The 21,597-nt window shown below is 62.0% G+C and carries 18 protein-coding genes and 1 pseudogene; 8 read left to right on the top strand and 11 right to left on the bottom strand.

Annotated elements, in window-relative coordinates:
* The first annotated feature begins 8 nt into the window (after positions 1 to 8).
* Positions 9 to 854 carry a flagellin gene (locus ACZ5U1_RS08415; RefSeq protein ID WP_464778018.1) on the top strand — a complete coding sequence of 282 codons (846 nt, stop codon included), beginning with the start codon at positions 9 to 11 and terminating at the stop codon, positions 852 to 854.
* A 55-nt stretch (positions 855 to 909) separates the two neighbouring features.
* Here the strand turns inward: ACZ5U1_RS08415 and ACZ5U1_RS08420 are convergent.
* Positions 910 to 1,915 (bottom strand): annotated as a pseudogene (locus ACZ5U1_RS08420) (IS30 family transposase).
* A gap of 238 nt (positions 1,916 to 2,153) precedes the next feature.
* Between ACZ5U1_RS08420 and motA the strand changes: the two are divergent.
* Together motA and ACZ5U1_RS08430 are read left to right on the top strand one after the other, a co-directional pair.
* Positions 2,154 to 3,017: a flagellar motor stator protein MotA gene (motA, locus tag ACZ5U1_RS08425; protein WP_464778019.1), complete on the top strand. Its 864-nt coding sequence runs from the start codon at positions 2,154 to 2,156 to the stop codon at positions 3,015 to 3,017.
* Positions 3,018 to 3,020: 3 nt separating this feature from the next.
* Positions 3,021 to 4,070, top strand: a complete 1,050-nt coding sequence (locus ACZ5U1_RS08430; protein WP_464778020.1) for a flagellar motor protein MotB — start codon at positions 3,021 to 3,023, stop codon at positions 4,068 to 4,070.
* 144 nt (positions 4,071 to 4,214) lie between these two features.
* On the opposite strand, the gene ACZ5U1_RS08435 is transcribed toward ACZ5U1_RS08430, so the two are convergent.
* The 6 genes from ACZ5U1_RS08435 to ACZ5U1_RS08460 form a co-directional block, all read right to left on the bottom strand.
* Positions 4,215 to 5,561, bottom strand: coding sequence for a sensor histidine kinase (locus ACZ5U1_RS08435; RefSeq protein ID WP_464778021.1), 1,347 nt, complete (start codon positions 5,559 to 5,561; stop codon positions 4,215 to 4,217).
* On the bottom strand, positions 5,558 to 6,277 hold the full coding sequence (locus ACZ5U1_RS08440; protein WP_464771161.1) for a response regulator: 720 nt from the start codon (positions 6,275 to 6,277) through the stop codon (positions 5,558 to 5,560). The genes ACZ5U1_RS08435 and ACZ5U1_RS08440 overlap by 4 nt, the downstream gene beginning before the upstream one ends.
* A gap of 70 nt (positions 6,278 to 6,347) precedes the next feature.
* On the bottom strand, positions 6,348 to 6,995 hold the full coding sequence (locus ACZ5U1_RS08445) for an EF-hand domain-containing protein (protein ID WP_464778022.1): 648 nt from the start codon (positions 6,993 to 6,995) through the stop codon (positions 6,348 to 6,350).
* 212 nt (positions 6,996 to 7,207) lie between these two features.
* The gene (locus ACZ5U1_RS08450; protein ID WP_464778023.1) at positions 7,208 to 8,425 is read right to left on the bottom strand and encodes an argininosuccinate synthase; all 1,218 of its coding nucleotides are present in this window, start codon (positions 8,423 to 8,425) and stop codon (positions 7,208 to 7,210) included.
* Positions 8,426 to 8,591: 166 nt separating this feature from the next.
* On the bottom strand, positions 8,592 to 9,386 hold the full coding sequence (locus ACZ5U1_RS08455; protein ID WP_464778024.1) for an LPXTG cell wall anchor domain-containing protein: 795 nt from the start codon (positions 9,384 to 9,386) through the stop codon (positions 8,592 to 8,594).
* Between the two features lie 328 nt (positions 9,387 to 9,714).
* Positions 9,715 to 9,915 (bottom strand): DUF4169 family protein, encoded by a 201-nt coding sequence (locus ACZ5U1_RS08460; RefSeq protein ID WP_464778025.1) that lies wholly within the window; start codon positions 9,913 to 9,915, stop codon positions 9,715 to 9,717.
* Between the two features lie 301 nt (positions 9,916 to 10,216).
* On the opposite strand from ACZ5U1_RS08460, the gene ACZ5U1_RS08465 reads away from it, so the two are divergent.
* The 4 genes from ACZ5U1_RS08465 to ACZ5U1_RS08480 all read left to right on the top strand — a co-directional run bounded on the left by ACZ5U1_RS08465 (position 10,217) and on the right by ACZ5U1_RS08480 (position 15,039).
* Positions 10,217 to 11,788 carry a hypothetical protein gene (locus ACZ5U1_RS08465; protein WP_464778026.1) on the top strand — a complete coding sequence of 524 codons (1,572 nt, stop codon included), beginning with the start codon at positions 10,217 to 10,219 and terminating at the stop codon, positions 11,786 to 11,788.
* Positions 11,789 to 11,874: 86 nt separating this feature from the next.
* On the top strand, positions 11,875 to 12,096 hold the full coding sequence (locus tag ACZ5U1_RS08470; protein WP_464778027.1) for a hypothetical protein: 222 nt from the start codon (positions 11,875 to 11,877) through the stop codon (positions 12,094 to 12,096).
* A gap of 2 nt (positions 12,097 to 12,098) precedes the next feature.
* Positions 12,099 to 13,499, top strand: a complete 1,401-nt coding sequence (locus ACZ5U1_RS08475; protein WP_464778028.1) for a methyltransferase domain-containing protein — start codon at positions 12,099 to 12,101, stop codon at positions 13,497 to 13,499.
* Positions 13,500 to 13,914: 415 nt separating this feature from the next.
* Entirely contained in the window at positions 13,915 to 15,039 is a 1,125-nt protein-coding gene (locus ACZ5U1_RS08480; RefSeq protein ID WP_464778029.1) for a hypothetical protein, read from the top strand.
* 20 nt (positions 15,040 to 15,059) lie between these two features.
* Here the strand turns inward: ACZ5U1_RS08480 and ACZ5U1_RS08485 are convergent, their stop codons facing one another.
* The 4 genes from ACZ5U1_RS08485 to ACZ5U1_RS08500 are packed head-to-tail and all read right to left on the bottom strand — an operon-like array spanning position 15,060 to position 20,255.
* Entirely contained in the window at positions 15,060 to 16,733 is a 1,674-nt protein-coding gene (locus tag ACZ5U1_RS08485; protein ID WP_464778030.1) for a hypothetical protein, read from the bottom strand.
* Positions 16,730 to 17,674, bottom strand: a complete 945-nt coding sequence (locus tag ACZ5U1_RS08490) for a lysylphosphatidylglycerol synthase transmembrane domain-containing protein (protein WP_464778031.1) — start codon at positions 17,672 to 17,674, stop codon at positions 16,730 to 16,732. The genes ACZ5U1_RS08485 and ACZ5U1_RS08490 overlap by 4 nt, the downstream gene beginning before the upstream one ends.
* Complete coding sequence (locus ACZ5U1_RS08495; protein WP_464778032.1) at positions 17,674 to 19,290, bottom strand: hypothetical protein; 1,617 nt, start codon at positions 19,288 to 19,290, stop codon at positions 17,674 to 17,676. The genes ACZ5U1_RS08490 and ACZ5U1_RS08495 overlap by 1 nt, the downstream gene beginning before the upstream one ends.
* Complete coding sequence (locus tag ACZ5U1_RS08500) at positions 19,287 to 20,255, bottom strand: glycosyltransferase family 2 protein (RefSeq protein ID WP_464778033.1); 969 nt, start codon at positions 20,253 to 20,255, stop codon at positions 19,287 to 19,289. Before ACZ5U1_RS08500 ends, ACZ5U1_RS08495 begins: the two co-directional genes overlap by 4 nt.
* 93 nt (positions 20,256 to 20,348) lie before the next feature.
* Between ACZ5U1_RS08500 and ACZ5U1_RS08505 the strand changes: the two genes are divergently transcribed.
* Positions 20,349 to 21,506, top strand: a complete 1,158-nt coding sequence (locus ACZ5U1_RS08505; RefSeq protein ID WP_464778034.1) for a glycosyltransferase — start codon at positions 20,349 to 20,351, stop codon at positions 21,504 to 21,506.
* Positions 21,507 to 21,597: the final 91 nt, after the last annotated feature.

The following is a 21,597-nucleotide window of genomic DNA, read 5'->3' on the forward strand; positions in this document are numbered from 1 at the left end:
GCTGACCCATGGTAGGCATCACCAACAAGACGCTTATCGCCGAAATCCGGCGTCAGCAGCAGCTGTCCCAAGGCATCATCGAAGGGCAGACCGCCATTTCGACCGGCATCACGCTGACCAAGCCATCGGACAATGCGCTGGCCTGGGTCCAGGTGTCGGAAATCGGCAAGGCGCAGGCGCAGCAAACATCCTGGCAGGCCAATGTCAGCTATGGTCAGGGCCGCGCGGCCAATGCCGAAACGAACCTTGAGGAGATCAACACCCTGCTCATCAGCGCGCAGGAACTGGTGACCTCCGCCCGCAATGGCTCGCTCAACGAGGCACAACGCACCGCGATCTACGAAGATGTGAAGGGCATCCGCGAGGCGATCAGCGCGCTGCTCAATCAGACCGATTATCAAGGCGTGCCGGTATTCGACGACACGCAAAGCGTGCTCGTCCCGGTGAGCCGCGGGCTCAATCTGGCGGTAGTCGGCACCCGGCAGGAGGTTTCGGAAGGAATCGACGTGGGCGGCACGCCCATGACCCTCGACGGCATTTTGGGCCAGGCGCTTACCGCCTTGCAGGGCGGCACCGACGCTGACCTGATGGCGGCGCTGGCCGCGATAAAGGCGGGGCAGAATCACGTCACCATCGAACAGGCCAAGCAGGGTGTCCGCAGCGACCGGTTGGACGTGACCAGCAATCGGCTGACCAGCATCGACCTTGACCTGAAGGAACGTCGCCAGGGCCTGGAATCGACCGACCTTGCCGAAGTCATCTCGTCGGTGAAAAGCAAGCTGCTCCAGCTGGAAGCCGCCCAATCCGCTTTCGCCCGCATCAACCAGCAGACACTGTTCGACCTGATCCGCTAGGTTTTCAGGCTGCGCCCCCCCACTCCGTCATCCCAGCGCATGCTGGGATGTAGATTCACGTTTGAAGTGCAACATTTGGATTGAAGCGTGAGAATGCCTCTGCGGGAGTAAGGAAGTCGAGGCATTTTCTTGGCGTATGATTGTATCGCTGTACGGCGGCGAGGATATCATCGGGGGTGATGGCATCGAGGTTGGTTTTGCGCGGCAGGCTGCGGCGCAGGCGTCCGATGGCATTTTCGACGCCGCCTTTTTGCCAGGGTGATCGAACATCGCAAAAGAAGGTCTGGATGCCGATCTGGCTTGCGAGCTGGTGATGCCGGGCAAATTCGGGTCCATTGTCAAAGGCGATGGAGCGTCGGAGGGTTTGGGGCAGGTCGGCCAGCATGTCCGCCAGATGGCCTGCGGTTCTGCGGGCCTTTCGATCCTGTGGCCGGTGGATGATCGTGAACCGGGAGGCGCGTTCATGGGCGACGAGGATGGCCTGGCCATAGCGGGCAAAGAGCATGAAATCGGCTTCCCAATGGCCTGGGCTTTGCCGATCATCGGCGTCAGGAGGGCGCTCGCTCAAGGAGCGGCGATGCTTGATGATGTCGAGCATGCTCCCGCCGGTAGGGACAGGGTGACCGCGCCTGTGCCGGGCGCGCGGCAGCAGGCGGTGCCAATAATCCTTCTGTGCCGAACGGTGGTAGATGAAGCGGTAGATTGACTCAGGGCTGATGAGGGTGCGACCGTGCTCGCGCGTCAATCGGCCTGCGATCTGCTCGGGGGACCATCCCATCGCAAGGCCGTCCCTCACAAGGCCGCGCAGGTCCGGTTGGCGTTCCAGCTTGAAGCGGCAATCCCCATCGGCGCCTGCGTTCGGCAAGCTGCTGGGCGCGGACAGGCTCATAGCCACCGGGCCAGACCTTGGTTCGCACGCTGTTGCGCCGCAGTTCGCGGCTGATCGTAGCCGGTGCCCGCCCGAGATGCGCCGCTATGGCTCTTTGCGATTTACCGCCTGCATGCAGGCGGTAAATCTCGATCCGCTCCTCAAGGCTGAGCTGGCCATATCTCTGTCCCATCGCAACAACACCCCTAGCAGGTGTTGCACTTGTTCCGTGAACTCAGCGGATCTCAGGAGAGGACGCGCCACGCCGCCAAGATCCCAGCTTGCGCTGGGATGACGGAAAAGAAGCGGAACCGATGCAAAAAATCCGTCGTCCTAAACCTCCCGCTAACCATTGCACGTTAACCATCTGACGAAAGCGCATCTTGCGCCACCGGATGAAAGCCCGGCGGGCAGAATTTTCAGGGGTACTCATGTTCGCACTCATTGGCCTGGTCGTGCTGCTCGCCATGGTATTTGGCGGCTTCATCTTCACGGGCGGCGACATCGGTCCGGTGCTTCACGCCCTGCCCCATGAAATGCTCATCATCGGCGGCGCCGCCGTCGGCGCGCTGATCATCGGCAATTCAGGCGCGGACCTGAAGGCGCTGGGCGGCGGCGTTGGCAAGGTGTTCAAGGGTCCCAAATATAAGAAGCAGGATTTTCTCGACTGCATCTTCCTCGTCTCGCGCCTCATGAAGACGCTGCGCGTCGAAGGCCCGGTCGCACTGGAACCGCATATCGAGGACCCGGCCAGCTCGACGATCTTCTCCGAATATCCCCGCCTGATGGCCGACAAGACGCTGATCCACCTGATGAGCGACACTCTGCGTTTGGTGGTCGTCTCCTCCGGCACGCTCGATCCGCATGCGGTCGAAGAAGTCATGGATAACGCCCTCAAGACCCATCATCATGAGGCGTTGAAGCCCGCCGACAATCTTCAGGGTCTGGCCGACGCCCTCCCCGCCCTCGGCATCGTCGCGGCAGTTCTGGGCGTCGTGAAGACCATGGGATCGATCGACCAGCCCCCGGCAATCCTGGGCGGCATGATCGGTTCCGCGCTCGTCGGCACCTTCCTCGGCGTGTTGCTCGCCTATGGCATGGTCGGCCCCTTCGCCAATCGCTGCCGCGCGGTGATCGAGGCGGACGGCGCCATGTATCATGTCGTCAAGCAGATCATCATCGCCTCGCTCCATGGCCATCCGCAGCCGCTCGTCATCGAAGCCGCGCGTTCCAGCCTGACCCATGCGAACCAACCGGCCTTCGCCGAAGTGTTCGACGGCATGCGGGGCAAATAAGCCATGGCCGAAAAAAAGCGCGGCGGTAACGAGCCCGAACCCCGGCCAATCATCGTCAAGAAGATCATCGTCGATGGTCATGGCGGCCATCATGGCGGCGCGTGGAAAGTCGCCTATGCCGACTTCGTGACGGCGATGATGGCCTTCTTCCTGCTGATGTGGCTGCTGGGCGCAACCACCGAAAAGCAGCGCAAGGGCTTGGCCGACTATTTCACGCCGACGCTGGTCGAACTGAAGATGGCCTCGGCTGGCTCAAGCGGCCTGTTCGGCGGCGATTCCATGGTCAGCAAGGAAAATTATCCCACGACCGGCGGTCAGGGCAATCTTGCCATCACCATCCCGCGCGACGCGACCGGCACCAAGGATCAGGGCGGAAAGGCCACCCGCGCCGCCGACCGCGCCAAGTTCGAAGCGGTGAAGAAGGAACTGGAAGCCCGCATGTCCCGCAAGAAGGGCATGGACAAGCTGCGCCGCAACGTCCGCTTCACCGAAACCCGCGAAGGGCTGCGCATCGACCTGATCGACGAATCCAATTTCGCGATGTTCGCCATGGGCACCGACAACCTGCTCCCGCAGGCCCGCGATCTGGTCAGCGAAGTGGCGGGCGTCGTGCGCGGCATGCCCAACCCACTGATCGTGCGCGGCCATACCGACGGTCTGCCCTATAGCTCGGGCCAGAGCATGAACAACTGGATGCTATCCTCCGCCCGCGCCGAAGCCACGCGCAAGACGCTGGCGGCCAGCGGCATCGGCAACGACCGCTTCGCCCGCATCGAAGGCGTCGCCGACCGCGAACCCTTTGCCAAGGGCAATGTCTACGACCCGCGCAACCGCCGCATGTCGATCATCCTGGGCTGGACTCGTGGCGGCGACAGCAACGACGAAGCGCCGGACGAAGAAACCAAGGCGGCGATCAAGGAACGCGACAACCCGGCACGGATAGCCCGCGAAGAGGTGACCAGGATCGACATGGGCGGCACCAGCCTCCCCGCCGGCGTCCAACTGATCAACCCAACCGCGCCCGGCACGTCGAGCAAGCCGGGCAAGCATTGACCCAAATCCTCCCCATCAAAGATGGGGAGGGGGACCAGCCAAAGGCTGGTGGAGGGGAAAATGAGCAGATCGCCCCCAATTCCCCTCCACCACCGCTACGCGGCGGTCCCCCTCCCCACGCTCCGCGCAGGGAGGATTTTCCCCTCAAACCGGCAGCACCAAGCTCGCCTCCAGCCCGCCACCAACCCGGTTCGCGAGCCTCAGCGCACCCCCATGCTCCGCCATGATCGCCCGCACCAACGCCAGCCCGAGCCCCGCGCCCCCAGTCTCCCGGTTCCGCGACCCCTCCAGCCGCGTAAACGGCTCCATCATCTCCTCCATCCGATCCTCGGCGATGCCCGGTCCATCATCCGCCACGACCAGCCGGATCGCGCCATCTTCGCGCACCACCGACACATGCGCCCGCTCGCCGTAGACGATCGCATTCTCGATCAAATTGCGCAGCGCCCGCCTGATCTGCTGCGGCCGCACCAAAGCCACCGCCCGCGCACTATCCGCCATCTCAGCGGGCGAACCCAGCTCAATGAAATCCTCCACCACCGCATCGGCCAGCGCGGAAAGATCAACCTTCTGCGCCGCCTCCGTGCTCCGTCCCGCCCGCGCCAGTGAAAGGATATCCTCCAGCATCCGGTTCATCTCGTCGATGGTCTGCGACATGCGCGCCCGCTCGCCCTCATCCTCAACCGATTCGGCCCTCACCCGCAGCGACGCCAGCGGCGTCCGCAAATCATGGCCGATCGCGCCCAGCATCCTGTCCTTCTCGTCCAGCATCGCGAAGATACGGCTGCGCATCGCGTTGAAGGCAGTGGTCAGGTCGCGCACGTCACCCGGCCCCCGCTCCTCCACCGGGTCGGCCGACCCTGTCCGCGCAAATTGCTGCGCCGACCGCGTCAGCTGCCCCAAAGGCCGCGCCAACCTTCGCCCGACCCACAGCAGCGGCAAGAGCACGATCACATAAAGGATCAGCGTTTGCCAGGCGAGCCAGCCGCCAAAGCGCGGCGCCCGGTTGCCCGCACGCGTCTGGGTCACGACCCATTGTCCCGGTGCATATTCAGCCGCCATCGTCAGCCGCCCGTTCCGAGGCCCGCCGCGCATATCGCCCATCGCGCGCATCCGGACACGTTCCCAGCGGCGCATAGGTGGAGGCTGATTCTGCTCTGCCACCCGTACCGACAGCACGGGCAGTCCTACATCAACGAACATCGCCATGGCGCGCCGCTCAACCTCCGGTCGCCGTTCGCCCGTCAGAACCGGGGCTGCATCAAAGAAGCGCGCACGCGGCGGCCGGTTGCGCGCAGGCGGCTCCCCCCGACTGTCCAGCGCATCGACGATGCGATAAACCCCCGGCGCCGTCTGCGCCGTCAGCGTCAGCCGATTGCGCTCCCGCAGCAGCAGCCCGAAATTGATCGCCTGCGCCACGAACAACGCAATCGCCACCAGCGCGATGATCTGCCCGACCAGGCTCTGCGGCCAAAGGCGAAAGCGCCTCACAGCTTCCTCACATCGGCGGACAGCGTATAGCCGCCGCCCCACACCGTCTTGATCAGCGTCGGATTCTTCGGATCGGGCTCGATCTTCTTGCGCAACCGGCTGATCTGATTGTCGATCGCCCGGTCGAACGCATTGGCCTCCCGCCCCTGCGTGATGTCGAGCAGCTGGTCACGGCTCAACACCTGATTGGGCCGCGTCGCAAAGGCCATCATCAGATTATATTCGGCAGTCGACAGCGGCAGCGCCACCCCTTCCTGATCCACGAGCACGCGCTCCTGTGTCTTGAGCAGCCAGCCCGCAAAGGCATAGGTCGCTCCATCAGGTGCCGTCACCCGCTGGCCGCCCGTGGCCACGCGGCGAAAGATCACCTTGATCCGCGCCACCAGCTCACGCGGGGAAAAGGGCTTCAGCACATAATCGTCCGCCCCCATCTCCAGCCCCACGATCCTGTCGGTCTCCTCCGACTTGGCGGTCAGCAGGATGACCGGAATCTCGCTCGTCTCGCGAATATGGCGGCAGAGCGACAATCCATCCTCACCCGGCATCATGATGTCCAGGATCACCAGATCGATCGCATTAGCGTTCAGCCGCACCCGCGCCTCCGCCGCGCTTTCGACGGCGGTGACGCGAAAACCGTTGCGCGACAAATATTGCGCCAACGGCTCACGGATCGAACGCTCGTCATCGACGAGCAGCAGATGGGGTTTTTCACTCATGGGGAATATCTGTCACGACTATCAACAGCTTGGAAGGGTGAAGGACACAGCCTCCACCCTTTACCAATGATCAGTTCTTCGGCGCGGCGTCCGCCCCGCGCTTGGCCTGCCAGGCTTCACGCATCGCCTGACGGGCGGCCTTCATTTCATCCGCCGTCACAAAGCCGTCCTTGTTGCTATCGGCCTTGTCGAACATCGCGATCGGCCGGGCCATGAACTCGGCGCGCGTCAGAACGCCGTCCTTCATCGCCTCGCCCTTCGCACCGCCGCGACCATGGAACATCATCCCGCCGCCGTGGCCATGATGGCCGCGCCCACCAAAGCGGTGGCCCTCATGCCCGTCGCGCGTGCTATCCCGGCGATCCCAGCGTCCCTGATGCCCGGCAGCGAACTCGGCCTTGCTGATCTGACCGTTGCGATCCGTGTCCAGCGCGGCAAAGCGCTGGTCAAGCCGCGCCTGACGGCTGATCTCCCGATCTTCCTTCGTCAGCTTGCCGTCGCGATTGGCATCCATCTTCGCAAACCGCGCGTCGAGCGCGGCGGTCAGTTCAGCCTTGCTGATCTTCCCGTCCTTGTTCGCGTCGGCCATCGCCATCATGCCGCCATGACGGCCGCCCGCACTAGCATCGCCCGGCTGCGCCAGCGCCAGATGCGAAGCGGTCAGCCCACCCACGAACAGCGCGCCGACAGCAGCGGTGCCCAAAAATTTGCGGATCATCTCTTTTCTTCCTTCCAAGGGGTCACGAACGGCCATCGCCGCTCCTGAAACCCCTTATGAGGAAGAATTGTCCCGTAAACTTGTCATGTCACGGCCGAATTTGTCGCAATATGTATCGCCTACCCCCCCGTCATCCCAGCGAAAGCTGGGATCTCAGGAGGCAAGGCGCCAGGCCGCACAAGATCCCAGCTTGTGTTGGGATGACGAGTTCGTCAGCCGTCCCGCCGCCCCAGCAACCGCAAGCGCAGCGCATTCAGCTTGATAAAGCCCGCCGCGTCGCGCTGGTCATAAGCGCCCGCATCATCCTCGAACGTGACGACCTTTTCGCTGTAGAGCGAATATGGCGACTTTCGCCCGACAACCTGAACACCGCCCTTGTACAGCTTCAGCCGAACCGTACCCGTCACCTTCTCCTGGCTATGGTCGATCGCCGCCTGCAACATCTCACGCTCCGGCGAGAACCAGAAGCCATTATAGATCAGCTCGGCATAACGCGGCGCCAGCTCATCCTTCAGATGCGCCGCACCCCGGTCCAGCGTCAGCTGCTCGATACCGCGATGGGCGAGGTGATAGATCGTGCCGCCCGGCGTTTCATACATGCCGCGCGATTTCATACCGACGAAGCGATTCTCGACCAGATCGAGCCGGCCGATGCCATGCTTGCGGCCATATTCGTTCAGCGTCTCCAGCAAAGTCGCCGGGCTCATGCCCACGCCATTGATCGCCACGCCGTCGCCACGCTCGAAATCGATCGTGATATATTCCGGCGCGTCGGGCGCATCCTCCGGGTTGACCGTGCGCGAATAGACATAGTCGGGCACTTCTTCCCACGGATCTTCCAGCACCTTGCCCTCGGAAGAGGTGTGCAGCATGTTCGCATCGGTCGAAAACGGGCTTTCGCCACGCTTGTCGCGCGGGATCGGAATCTGATGCTGCTCGGCGAACTCGATCAGCTTGGTGCGGCTGGCCAAATCCCACTCACGCCAGGGCGCGATGACCTTGATGTCGGGCGACAGCGCATAATAGCCCAGCTCGAACCGCACCTGATCATTGCCCTTGCCGGTCGCGCCATGGCTGACCGCGTCGGCGCCGACCATCTTCGCAATCTCGATCTGGCGCTTGGCGATCAGCGGGCGGGCGATCGACGTGCCCAGCAGATACAGCCCCTCATACATCGCGTTGCCGCGCATCATCGGGAAGACATAGTCCTTCACGAACTCTTCGCGCAGGTCGTCGATGAAGATATGCTCATCCTTGACGCCCATCAGCTTGGCCTTCTGCCGCGCAGGCTCCAGCTCCTCGCCCTGCCCCAGATCGGCGGTAAAGGTCACGACCTCACACTGGTAGGTCTGCTGCAACCATTTCAGGATCACGCTGGTGTCGAGCCCTCCCGAGAAGGCAAGGACAATGCGGTTGATCTTATCGGACATGGGTGGAGCGACCTTCCTTCAAACTTGGCCTGCAAAACTGGCGCGAAATTACCGGCGCGCCGGTATCAGGGGTCGGCCCCAAGTGCAACCGAATCGACGCGCGCAGGTCATGCAAACGGGGCGGCACCCTGCGATGCCGCCCCAGTCTGGCTGATTGTCCGGTGACTTAGCGCGTTTGCGGCTTGAATGTCATCCTTCGATTCCGATCCGCGCCCATCCGATAGACGGTCTGCACCTGCGGTTCGGCATGGATGGTCTGCGGCGGCACATGGGCAGGCGCATCGGTAAAGGATGCTCGTTCGCCCTTCTGCTGTTGCGCTAGCAGGAACCGCGCCCGGGCCAACCGCTTACGGTGCGTACGGAAAGGATTTTCCGCGCTCGGGGCCGCGGCGACCATCGCCTCCAGACTGGAGCCGTAAGCAGCCCCGGCCGCAAGGGGCGCGCGCATAACAGCAGGCTCAACCCCCGGTTCCCGCTCCATAAAGGGGGGAGCGACCGCAGCAGGCTTTTCGACCATCGGCTCGGCCGCAAAAACCTCCTCTTCCTCGACCTCCGCAATGTTGCGGCGGCGACGAACGGCGGCAGTCCCACCCAGCCCCGCGAGCAACAGCACGCCACCGCCCAAGGCCCACAGGAGCGATTCCTTTGTACCAGTATCGGCAGCACCAACCTCGCGCGCCTCAGCGGCAGGCGGTGTGGCGGGCACAGCTTCGCTCACCGTAGGCGCCGGACCAACGGCGGCCTCACGCCCGGGCGCTGCTGCCATAGGCCGCGCCTCCGCCCGTTCAACCGACGGCGCAGCAGCAGGGCGCTCAACTTGCGCCCGTGGTGCAGTTCGAACCGGCGTGGAAGCCACTCGCGCGCTCCGCCGACTGGCAGCAGGTTTCACCGCAGTCTCGGCTTTCGAGGCAGCCACCGCAGCATCCAGCCGTTCCTCAACCGAAGCGGTCGGCTGGACCATCGGCTGCGGGACCGACGTAGCAGGCGCTACAACCGGCGGCGGCACGACAACAGGTGGAGAGACTGCATCAGGAACAGCTTCCTGCGCAAAAGAACAGGTTGAACCAAGGGCCAGAACAGCGGCAATCGCGGCACCAGCTGGGCGAGCAGATTGAATATATCCTCTCATAGCCCAAGCTGAACCAACGAGCTTTTCAATTGACCGCAGACATGGTCACGGATTCACGATGAGTTGATTTTACAAAGAGACGAATTGTTGCAGGGGCGTGCGAGATGAAAATCCATTCATCTCGTAAGACCTAAAAATTTTTGAAAGACTGCTTGTCGTCCTAAGCGCATTCAAGCGGATCGACGTCACCATCCCGTCGGCTACCGTCGAGCAGCCGATCCTGCCGCGCCTCCTCGATCCGCCGCACCTCACGCTCAGCCTTGGCCTGGCCGAACTTCGCCCGATTTGCAGCGGCCACCTGCTCCTTATCCTTCCGCACCTTGGCCTTGCGCGCCTGCCGCAGATTGATGATGTCCGCCATACGGCTCCCCCTAACAATGCTGACATGGAGACTGAAGAGCGGCTCCTATCGAACATACTCATTCTTCGAGCGTCAGCCATAGCAATCCCCGAGCCGGATGAAAAACTCGGTCAAATAGCAAAACAGGCAACGGGACGACGCTGGCGCGCGGCGTTACAGTTTGCGTGGCTTCACTCCATGCCCCGTGCGCAACCAAGGCCTTCCGCTCGACTTCGTCAGACGATGATTCTAGAGGCATTCAAGTTTTTGCAGGATAGGACGGCGGAAATTGGCGCCAGGAGCAGAGAAAGCGGGAGATGAATTGCCACCTCCCAACGTGCATGACATAGCTTCCGGCGCGGCCTTTCGCGCGATCGGAGCAGCATCGGCGGCTTTAGGCGCCTTGTTGCTCAACCTGCTGCTTTTTCACCGCTATCCTCTATGGACCGTTGAATCTCTCCTCGCACTGATGGTGCTGATAGGTGTGGCTTCGATTTATGGTTTGCTGTACGCCGCAGCCAACCGGTGGATCAGGGCTTTTCTGGAAGCTCTGCTGATCGCCGTGATCATCGATGGCGGCGGAGCCTTGGCGCCCTGGCCCATGGTGGCGGGCGCGGTTGTACTCCTCTTCACTCTCTCGACCCGCCGATCGATCTTGTCCTTTGTCACTGTCGCCGCCCTTGTCGCAGCGCTGTCCAGCATTGCGGGGCTTGGCCAGCACAGGGAACAGGCCTTCACGGAGATAACGAAAGCTCCAACCCGCAGCCGCAGCTCAACGAGCCTGCCTGCCATCGTACATATCATACTGGACGAGCATGGCGGCATCGACGGCATGCCCGAAGACAATCCCCGGACGCCGCAAGTCCGCGAGGCCCTCCAACATTTCTATATCGGCAACGGCTTCCGGCTCTACACCCGCGCGCATAGCGATTATGCCTATACTCTCAATTCCGTACCGCAAGTGCTGAACTTCGGCCAGGTTCAAGAGCCTGGCAGCACCAAGGAAATGAAACAAAAGGTCGAGCATACGGCCTATTTCGACCTGCTCGCGCGACGCGGTCATCACATCAACGTGTATCAGTCCGAATTTCTCGACATGTGCGCTTCCGCCTCCATCACCCACTGCGTAACCTATCAGTCGCAGGACATGGGCGCGGTCGCCACATCCCACCTGACGACCGCCAGCAAGGTCAGCATAATCCTGCGCAAGCTGACCTCACGCTCGGTTCGCAAGGTGGGAGGGTTCCTTTACAATGGCGTGCGCAAGCTTGGTGTGCCTCTGCCATTCCGCGACATTTCCGATATCCGCATGAACCCTCTCAATGCGGCTGCTGCATTCGACAGGTTCAACGCGGACGTTGCCAAGGCCAAGCCGGGCGACGTCTATTTCGCTCACATCCTGCTACCACATTCGCCCTTTGGCCTGACCGAAGACTGCCGCCTGAAGGAAGGCGCCTGGATCAGGCGGGAGCGGCCGGGGGCACTTCGTCCCAGGCAGGACGCGGGTTATGACCAGTTGCTGTGCGCGCTGCGCAAGACGGAAACAGCCTTTCGCGCTATCAGTCGATCGGCAGCGGGCGATAATTTTGTAATGATCGTGCATGGCGACCACGGTTCCAGAACGACCAATGCCAAGCCGTTCGTGGATCAGGCGGCGATTATGACCGACGCCGAAAAACTCGCCAATTTCTCGACCCTCTTCGCCGTGCGCGGCCCCGCGATCACGCCGGGTAAGGACGCGTCCCCATTGTCGCTTTCCACCTTGGTCACGGGGCTCACCCAATCCCGTTATACCGTCGCGCCGACCGGGCGCCGGACACGGCCCAGCCAGGTTTTCCTGGATGATGAGAAGCATGTCCCGCTCATGAAAATCAACCTGCCTGCCGGATGGTGACGCCCGTCGCTTGTGGGCGTGGTTGCGTATTGTCGTGAAACTGTCTTTTCGCTAAGCAGTCACGAAACTGAAACACAGGATGTCATGTGAAAAAGTCTTTCGTCCCATTCGGCCTGTTCGGTGCCTTGCTCGTTTCGCTCAGCACGCCGGCATTCGCCTATCTTGACGGCGCCACGGGCAGCATGCTCATCCAGGCCGTAATCGGCGGCGTCGCCGCAGCCGGGATGTTCGGTCGCCACTTCATTGGAAAGATCAAGACTGCGGTAGCCACGGTTCTCCGCAAAGACGGCTCGCAGCGCGACAACTGATCGTGAGCGAAAATTTGATGAGCGACGCCGGGTCGTTTCGCGACCCCGGCAGCCGCATTTTCGTGCGTGGGCAACGCGTATTCCGATCGGTCAAGCCTTCCGCCGCCCCGGCCTATGAGGCGGCTCGAGATTCAGGTTTCCTTCGCCACCTGGCTGACAAAGGCATGCTGGTCGATTGGGAAGAGCATGACCCGGCCAGTCTGGGGAACGATCTGGCCGACGCGGCTTACGCGCTGGAACACCCGCGTATCCCGTTCATCTCCTATCCCTATGAGTGGACCTTTTCCCTGCATAAGCAGGCAGCCATTCATCACCTGGACGTGCAACTTGAGGCGCTCGCGCATGGCTTCGCGCTGTCCGACGCGACCGCTTACAATATACAGTTTGTCGGCAACCGCCCTGTCTTCATCGACCATGGATCGTTCATCCCGTACAAGGATGGCGACATCTGGATCGGTCATCGCCAATTCTGCATGCAGTTCCTCAACCCGCTCATCTTCTGGGCGCGTTTCGGCGTTTCTCCGGCGCATTGGTTCAGGGGGAGCCTGGAAGGGATCGCACCGGAAGATCTTGCCCCGCTCTTGCGGTGGAAGGATAATTTCTCCTGGACCATAATGGCCCATGTGACGGCTCAGGCCGCGTTGCAGACGCGATCCCTGCGCAAAGGGCAGATCGCCGGAAAACCCAGTGAGCGCAAGCTGCCCCGCAACTCGCTGAAAGCGATGCTGGAGGGATTGCGACGCTACATCAGCGGGCTCAAGCTCAAGGGAAGCGAAACCGTCTGGGGCGATTACGCGCAGGATAATAGCTATGCGGCACCCGAAGCCGCGGCGAAACGCGCGTTCGTCGGCGAAATGGCAGCTGCGGTGAAGCCGGGCCTAATGTTCGACCTGGGCTGCAATTCCGGGGACTATTCGCTGGCCGCGATGGAAAATGGCGCGGCTTCCGTGGTGGGTTTCGATTTCGACTACGGCGCGCTTGAACGCGCGCATCACCGCTTTCAGGGCACGGATACACCTTTCCTGCCCTTATGGCTGGATGCAGCGAACCCCAGCCCCTCACAAGGTTGGGCGCAGGCGGAGCGCAAGGGCCTGATGGAGCGGTCCTCGAGTGCGGACGCGCTCGTGGCGCTTGCCTTCATCCACCATATCGCCATTGGGCGGAATGTCCCGCTGGACATGGCTATCGACTGGATCATGGGGCTGGCGCCTGTCGGCATCATCGAATTCCCGCCTAAATCCGATCCAATGGTCCGTAAATTGCTTGCGCAGCGTGAGGACATCTTCCCGGATTACAGCGAAGAGTGTTTCCTCAAACATGTATCGAAGCGCGCGCGGATCGTTCGCCAGCAGCATCTGTCCGAAGGCGGGCGCCTGCTCCTCTGGTACGACCGCCGCAGCTAAAGCGAGCATCCAGCTTTGACGGGATTGCGGCGGGCGACTAGGGTGTAAACTCATACATGCCGCGTTCGAGGTTTGAGGCAAAAAGGCCCAGCCCGAGGAGGGAGGGCGCAGGAATATGTCAATATTTCAAGCCCTCTTGACGCTGGGATGGGCCTTTTTGGTCAAATCCGCAGGACGCCAAAATGGCTTCCATCTCGAACCGAAATGCGCTGGCAAAGGTTTATGACCTTCGCGGCGCGTATTTCGGCCCGATATGTTCGCCATTTTGGCGCCTCGAACGTGCCATTTATGAGTTTACACCCTAGAGAGCCCGGTCATGCAGCCGCACCCGTCCAAGGCCATTATACCTGAGCGTTCCGTCGTTTTCCTGTTCAATCATGACGCAACGCATCAATTGGCCCACACGGCCGGTATCTTGAAAGCTCTTGCTGAGACCGCGCCGAGCCTCCCCCTGGTTTGTGCCTATGGCACTCCGGCGATTGCTCAAGGCGTCCGCAATGCGGTCGGAGTCACGGCCGCTGCCCGCATATCATGGTTCGACCTCAGCGTGCCGCAAACCGGTCTTGCAACCCGACTGCTGAACCGGATCGCCCCCGCAGAGCGGCTTTCCCGCCTTTCCCATCACGCCAGCGCACTTCAAAATGCATCGTTGATCGTCAGTCCGGAAAGGACCTGCCTTCAACTGAAAAAGCATTGGAAAGGCGGCGGCCCCCAATTCATGTTCGTGCCCCACGGCGCAGGCGACCGATCGGTAACCTATCACCGGGACATGGCTGAATTCGACGCGATGCTCGTGTCAGGTCCAAAGGTCGCCGACGAAATGATCCGTCATGGCCTCGCCCAACAACGGTCAGTCGCGATCATCGGCTATCCGAAATTCGACCTGATCGACAGAAACGCACCGCGCGATTTCTTTGCCAATGGCCGTCCAACCTTCGTCTACAATCCGCATTTCGATCCGCACCTGTCCAGCTGGTATCGTCACGGTCACGATATCATCAACTGGTTCGCTTTCGGCCCTGGAAATGCCTATAATCTCATCTTCGCGCCCCATGTCCTGCTGTTCCGCAAGAAACTGCACATATCGCTCGAATATAAGGTGATGAAGCGGCGGCCGGATTTGGACGCCCGCTGGAAAAGCTGCGACAATATTCTTATCGACGTCGACAGCGAACGGCTAAGCAACATGAGTTATACGCTGGGTTCAGATGCCTATATCGGCGACGTGAGCAGCCAGATCTACGAATTTCTGTGGAGGCCAAGGCCCGCCTTCTTCATCGACACCCATCCGCAGGATCATCGTGCGGAACCGCCCTACCTCTCATGGACCGCCGGGGATGTTTTCCGTTCCTCGGAAGAACTCTTGGCCTGCCTTCCCCATTTCACGGAGAGAGGCCGCCATTTCCACGCGCGGCAGGAGGAAATATTCCAGTATACGATGGCAAATTCTGTCGAGCCTTCCTCAATACGGGGCGCCCACGCCATTCGTTCATGGCTGGAAAAGGAGCATTTCGATCTGGCCGACGGCGGACTGGTTTGAACCGCCCCTTATCGACGGTTTCAAGACAGGCAGGATGCAAACAGCGCAATCCAGCCCGGTCCCTCAACAATATGGCAGCGTGCACGGCCCAGCGCCTCGGCCTCTGCAAACATGGGGCTCACTTCAGTCGTTGAAGGCAAGACTGCCTTGTAGCTCTCCGGCAATTCGCCTCGCACCAGAAATTGCCGGTCAAAGACGAGCAGATCGACGCGATAGCGCCTGATATGGTCACGCGCGCTTTGAAGATCGTCGAAGCGCGCCATTTTCAGGGAGGCCTCCAGACCTGCCTGACTCTCCCTATGATAGCGCTTGTGATAGGGAATATCATGTTCCGGCGTGGCCAGCACCGATCGACCGGTCAAAGCGGGGATGAAACTCAGGTCATCGGATATGCCCGCTATGCGTGTATCCGGCGGCGTCCGTGCTATGAAGGCGAGAAGGTCCGGATGCTCGGCATGAACCATTCGCGTCTTGGGTGTCGCGAATATCCCGACTGCCGCTGCCGTGGCGAACAGCATGATCGCCATTCGAGCAAATGGTTGCGCTAATATCTTGCGCTCCAGCAACCAGCTCCAGGCGCGGCCCGCCCAAAGGCCAGACGCGAGGCTGCCCATGATCAACAGTACCGGCTGGCTGTATCGAGCAGGCAGATGGAATGTGAAGGCGACCAACGCGGCAATTAGATAGCAGACGGCCGTGGCAAGCAGCGCATAGGGAAACAGGGCATAGGCCTGATTGCTTTTGGTTGGGGAACTCTCTTCAGCACCTTCCCCGCGTCGGCCCCGGACCCAGATCGCCAGCATGGGAACAACGCTCAGCAGCAGATTGACCATAAGGCGCGGATCACCATTGCCCTGACAATTGATGATGGCGGGAAGATATCCGATGCGGGGCGAGCATAGCCAGGCGATGTCTCCGCCCCGCCCAACGATACTGCTGCGACCGCCAACGCTCATCAGGCTGGGCATGCTTCGCGCTTCGCCAAGGCGCAGGACCGGCCCCCAATCGCCCATGCCCGCCTTGAAGAGCAAGGCTGATCCGAGGACGAGGATCGTGGCCAGGGCGAGCAGGGCCACGCTTCTCCAGGACAGGGAAAACCCGATCGGGAAACGCCAGGCCACTATCCAAAGCGAAAAAATGCCGAGGCACGTGATCGCTGGCGCTGGATAGACGATGCTAAGCAGCAAAAGCCCCGCGATTGTGAGGCCGTACCGTCGCGTTGGCAAACCGATCAGCGTCAGAAGGATCAGCGGCGACGCGAAGGCGCGCGGCGTTCCCGAAAAAATGGAATCATTGTGAATGATCGCGGCCATGACAAACAGCGTGCCCATCAGGCGGCAGCGCGCGTCGACCGTGAAACAGGCGCTCAGCTTCCAGGCCAGAACCGCTGTTATCGCGACCAGAGGAAATGCGAGCAACTTGGTGAACAGCACGGGCGCGACACCCAGGGCAGCGGCTATGTGCAGGAGCGCTCCATAGAGGGGCGGCGCCGTTTGCTGCCAATAATCCGCCAAAACATCACCTAGCCGCGATGCCGGATCATACAGCCTGCTGGTCCAGCTCAGGAACTGACGGGCGTCATCGGCGATCGCCCATGGATGGAGCAGGAAAGCCTGAATCGCGTAAACCAGCAGGGTAATCAGCGTCAGGCCCGCCAGCAGCGGGACGCTTTTCAATTTTGCTCCGCCGATCATGGTGTCACGGCCGCCTTGCCGCGTCCCTGCCAATAATCACGCACGAACGGCGCACCGGCGATCGCGGGCAGCAAATATCTCGATGTCGCCAGCACGCCGACCGCCGCGCCCGCCGCTGGCGAAAGCCACTGCGAATAGAAATGGATGATCGCCGCGTCCCGGCTACCAATCCCCGCCATCGTAAGCGGCAGCAACCCCGCCAGAATCGACAAGGTCGCGAACGCCATATTATCAAACAGCGGGACACTGGCATGCACAGCCTTGGTGAATAGCCAGAACTGCCCAAGATGCCCCGCCCAGATGGCGACCGAGAAGAATACCGTGCTCCACGCCCGCGCGGGACGCGACCAGAACCAGTCCGCCATCGTCGTCCATTCCTGCATGAAGCTGCCCAACCGCGCCGCGATCTTGCCAGGCATGAATCCGATGGCCCAGAGTAACGGCCGCCGCGCCATGCTGAACGGCGCCATCAGCAGCGCCAGCAGCAGAAACAGCCCCGCGACCGCCAGCGTGAACAGCCACAGCAGCCAATCCGACCCCGCCGTCCAGATAAGCGCGAATGTGCCCCACAGGAGCAACGCGGCCATGTCCATCATCTTCTCGAACACGACCAGAGACACGGCGCGCTCGGCCGGAAAGCCGTATTTCTGCGCCAGCACCCATCCCTTCGCAATATCGCCCATCTTGGACGGCAGCACCGCGTTCAGGGTGGAAGCCGACAGGATCAGCCGCAGGCTCGCGCCAAAAGGGATTGGCGACCGGCTCAGCATGGCAAAGCGCAACGCGGTTGCCAGCGTCAGCGGCACTGCGGCGAGCAGGCTCATGGCCAGCCAGAAGCGATCCGAATGGCGGAACACGTCGATCACCCGGCCCGCATCGACACTGGCCCAGATCACCACCAGGATGATCAGGCTGACGGCGACGCTCAACAGCTTGCGCATCAACCAACAGTCCCTTCACGCGGAACGCGTCGCTCGATGACCAGCGGATCGCCTGCCCCAAGGGCACGAACCAGATGCGTCAGGTCGTTCCAGGGCTGCAAATGGTTCGCCTGCCAGACCCGCGCCATGATGGTGGTCGATGAGGTCTGGAACCCCCCGATGCCGACCGAAACGACGTCCCGCCACCCCTCATCCGCAAATATCTCGTCCCGGATGATGACGCCGTCACCATCCCAGCGCAGGCTCCGCTGGAAACGAAACGGCGCGTCCTTTCGCCCGGTCACCAGTATCTTCTGGAGCAATCGCCGCACAAGGTCGGGGAAGAAGCGGCCAAGGCTCACCATCATACAGCGCAGGATCACCGACTTTACCGGCGTCAGTAGCGTCGACTTCGCCCACGCCATCCTGCCCGCGACATCGAACCCATCCTCGTCCCGGCGCACCTCATAGTCGCCCAGCAGATGCTGCACCGCCGCCCGGCCAGCCCGCGTCGCGATTGTGACCCCGCTATCCGCAAGGCTCAGCCGATCGCCCGCGAAAAACTGAAATGCCCCTCCCTGCCGCAGCCCCGCAAAGAGCGCCCGCCCGCCACGCCGCTCGACAATCAGGCCAGCGCCCGGAAACCATGCCGACGATCCGGCCGCCGACGAAGCCTCAACCCGATCCGTCCGCCATTCGGACCAGCAGAGTAGCCAGCTCCACACATGATGCCCGATGATATGATCGTCGGAATAGCAAGGCGGCCCGTCCTGCTCGAACAGCGCCAGCGCCCGGTCGGTGACCAGCGTCGCCTCCGGCATCCACTCGCCCGCAATCTCGAACCCATGCGGGAAGAAATTCTGCGTACCCCGGCTGGTATAAGCGCCGCCCACCGTCCCGTCCGGATGCACGAAATGCGCGAAGAAGCCGATCGCCCGGCGGCACGCCTCGCGCAGGCCAAGGTCAGGCCGACGCCGGTCGCTATCCGCCAACAGGCCGATGGTCAGGCTCAGATAGCCCGGATCAGCCCCGCCATATTCGTCGAACCAGCCTTCCTCATGCTGCCATGACAGCAGCCGCGCCACGCGCGCGCGCAGCGGCTCTTCCCACTCCGGCCCATCCAAAGCCGACATGCGGATCAGGTTGGCGACGATCAGCGCCTCATGGTTCGACAGGCGCCCCGATTCCTGATGGGTCGCCAGCCACCCTGCCCGCTTACGGAAAAAGGCCCGGATTTCCGCATCGTCATCGACACCGATGATTCTCGCCGCTTCGATACAGGCGAGCAGCGAAAAGGCCGCCGCCCCCGCCGCCCGCTCGAAGGGATAATAATCGTCGCAAGACCCGTCCGCATGCGCCGACCGCGCCGCAAACCTGATCCCCGCCTCCACAAAATCGCGGATAGCAGGCGCCTGAAAATAGCTGTTCCCCGGCGCATCCAGCGACCAGGCCAGCGACAGCGGATAGACGAACTCCTGGCTCATCCCGCACGGGAAATCGATCATCCGGTAGTGCCAGTAAAGCCGATCGAAACAACCATAGGTGCGGCTTACCGGCGTCCGGTCCAGCAGCGTCAGGATCTTCGGTATCTCGCCCAGAGCCTGCCGCGCCAGCAGGTCGCGCCGCGAAAGGCTCATAGCGCGCTGCCGTCCTTCAGCACGTCATAGGATGAAGGCATGTCACGCATGCGTAGCTGCAAATCATGGATCATGCGCCGGGTGACAAGCAGCTGCTCGCCCAGCAACCCCGCTATCCACATCAGCGCCGCCAGCACCAGCAGGCATGACGCGGCCACCAGACTGGGCACATGTGCTCGCTCCGTCCCGCCCGCGAACAGCAGCATCCATCGGATCACCAGACCCGCACCGATCGCCAGCGGCGGCAGGCTAAGGTAGAAGAAGGTCATCCCCGGCTTGTAGATGAAGAAGGTCCGCGTGATCGACTTCATCGAGCGCCAGACATAATTATGCATCGACCGCAACAGGCGCGATGGCCGCGTCTCGCCATTGACGCGGATCGGAACCGAGGTAATCGGGATGTTCGACAGACCCGCCTGGATGATGGACTCCAGCGTGTAGGTATAGGTGTCGAAGACGTTGATCTCCAACGCCGCTGTGCGCGCGATCGCCCGGAAGCCGCTGGGCGCGTCATGGATGTCCGCCTGGGACGCCATGCGCACGACTTTGGTGCCCAGCCACTGGAGCTTGCGCTTGACCCAGGAAAAATGGGCAATAGTGGAAATCGGCCGGTCGCCGATCACCATCTGCGCGCGCCGTTCCAATATCGGCTGGATCAACAGCGGTATGTCGTCCGCATTATATTGATTATCGGCATCGGTATTTACGATGATGTCTGCACCCTCCGCCAGGCACCGCTTCAACCCCGCCATGAAAGCATAGGCAAGGCCGCGATTGACCGGCAGGTCGACGACATGATCGACGCCATGGGCCAGCGCGACCTCGACCGTACGATCGGTGCTGCCGTCATTGATGATCAGCCATTCGACCTTGTCCACACCCGGGATTTCTCGGGGCAGAGCCGCCAGCGCCTCCGGCAGGGATTCTTCTTCATTCAGGCACGGAATCTGTATTATTAACTTCATATGCTCCGCTCTTTTGCCGATTGAACCACTGGCGCGGGTCCGATAACGCGCAATCCGCATTTCCCTTCATTTGTCAATCGCCGGGCGGGCATCATGGGCATCGGCCATCCTCTTTCACTCAGCTCCCCGGCCGCGCTGGATCGGTCCCATAAGGTCGCCATCTATTTGTATGAGCCAAGCGACGGCGGATTGGACCGCGTCGCGATATTGCTTGCCAATCATCTGGCGGCGCAGGGATTTGGCGCGGAACTATGGATGGCCCGCACCGACGGCCCTCTCGCCGCTCTGATAGCGCCCGCCGTGACAGTGCGCCAAGTACCTGCGGCGGCGCTGCCTCGCGGCCTCTCGATGCTCACCCAACTGCCCACCCTCCGCGCCATGATCCGGCGCTATCGGCCGCACATCCTCTATTCGGCTGGCAATCAAAGCAACCTGCTGGTCGCGCTGGCAGCGGCAGGAACGCCTGCGGAGGCGGTGGGCCGCATATCCAATCCTATCGTGCGACCGGGCGGGCGCGGCGTGCTGGCGTGGCTGCGGCGCAAACGCTTTCAACTGACCGCGTGGCTCAGCGGACGGACTATCGTCATGGGCAGCAGCGATGCCGACTTGCTCGCCGGGGGCTGCTCCTCGATCCGGGCAAAGGTCGCCTTCCTACCCCGTCCCACCGTAACCCCTCTGCTGGAGCAGGTAGGCAGCAACCGCCGCCCCGCCGCGCCAGGCGCCGTGCGGGAGCTGCTCGCGGTCGGCCGCCTCGTCGCACAAAAAGACCATCGCACGATGTTCGCCGCGCTCGCCCAGGTGAAAGGACATGACTGGCGTCTGCGCATTGCCGGGCAGGGACCGCTGCTCGACGACCTCAAGCAGCAAGCCGCCGACCTTGGCATAGCCGACCGCATCCAATTTCTGGGCTTCGTCTCTGACCCGAAGGCGCTGTCGGAGCTTTATGGCGGTTCGGAAGTCCTGTTGCAGTCCTCGCGCTGGGAAGGCCTCACCGCCACCGCAATCGAAGCGCTCGCTTGCGGCTGCCAGATCGTCATCACTGACTGCACCCCCAATCTTCAGCACATCATCGCCGATGCTGGACAGCATCTGATGGTGCCGGTCGGGGACGCCGCCGCTTTCGCAGAAGCGATAGACTGGACACTCTCGCGCCCCGCCGATCCAGACCGCGCGCGGGAAGCGGTGCGCATATATGGCGTCGATGCCGCGCTCTCACAGTATCAGGCGCTGTTCGCGGAAATGCTGAGCTAAAGCGTCCGGCGCGCCCCATCCCCGTTCGCCCTGAGCCTGTCGAACGGCTCTACTTCTTATGCGTAAGAATGAAAAAGAGAGGTCTCGCCAA

It is taken from the genome of Sphingobium sp. TomTYG72, assembly GCF_055394715.1.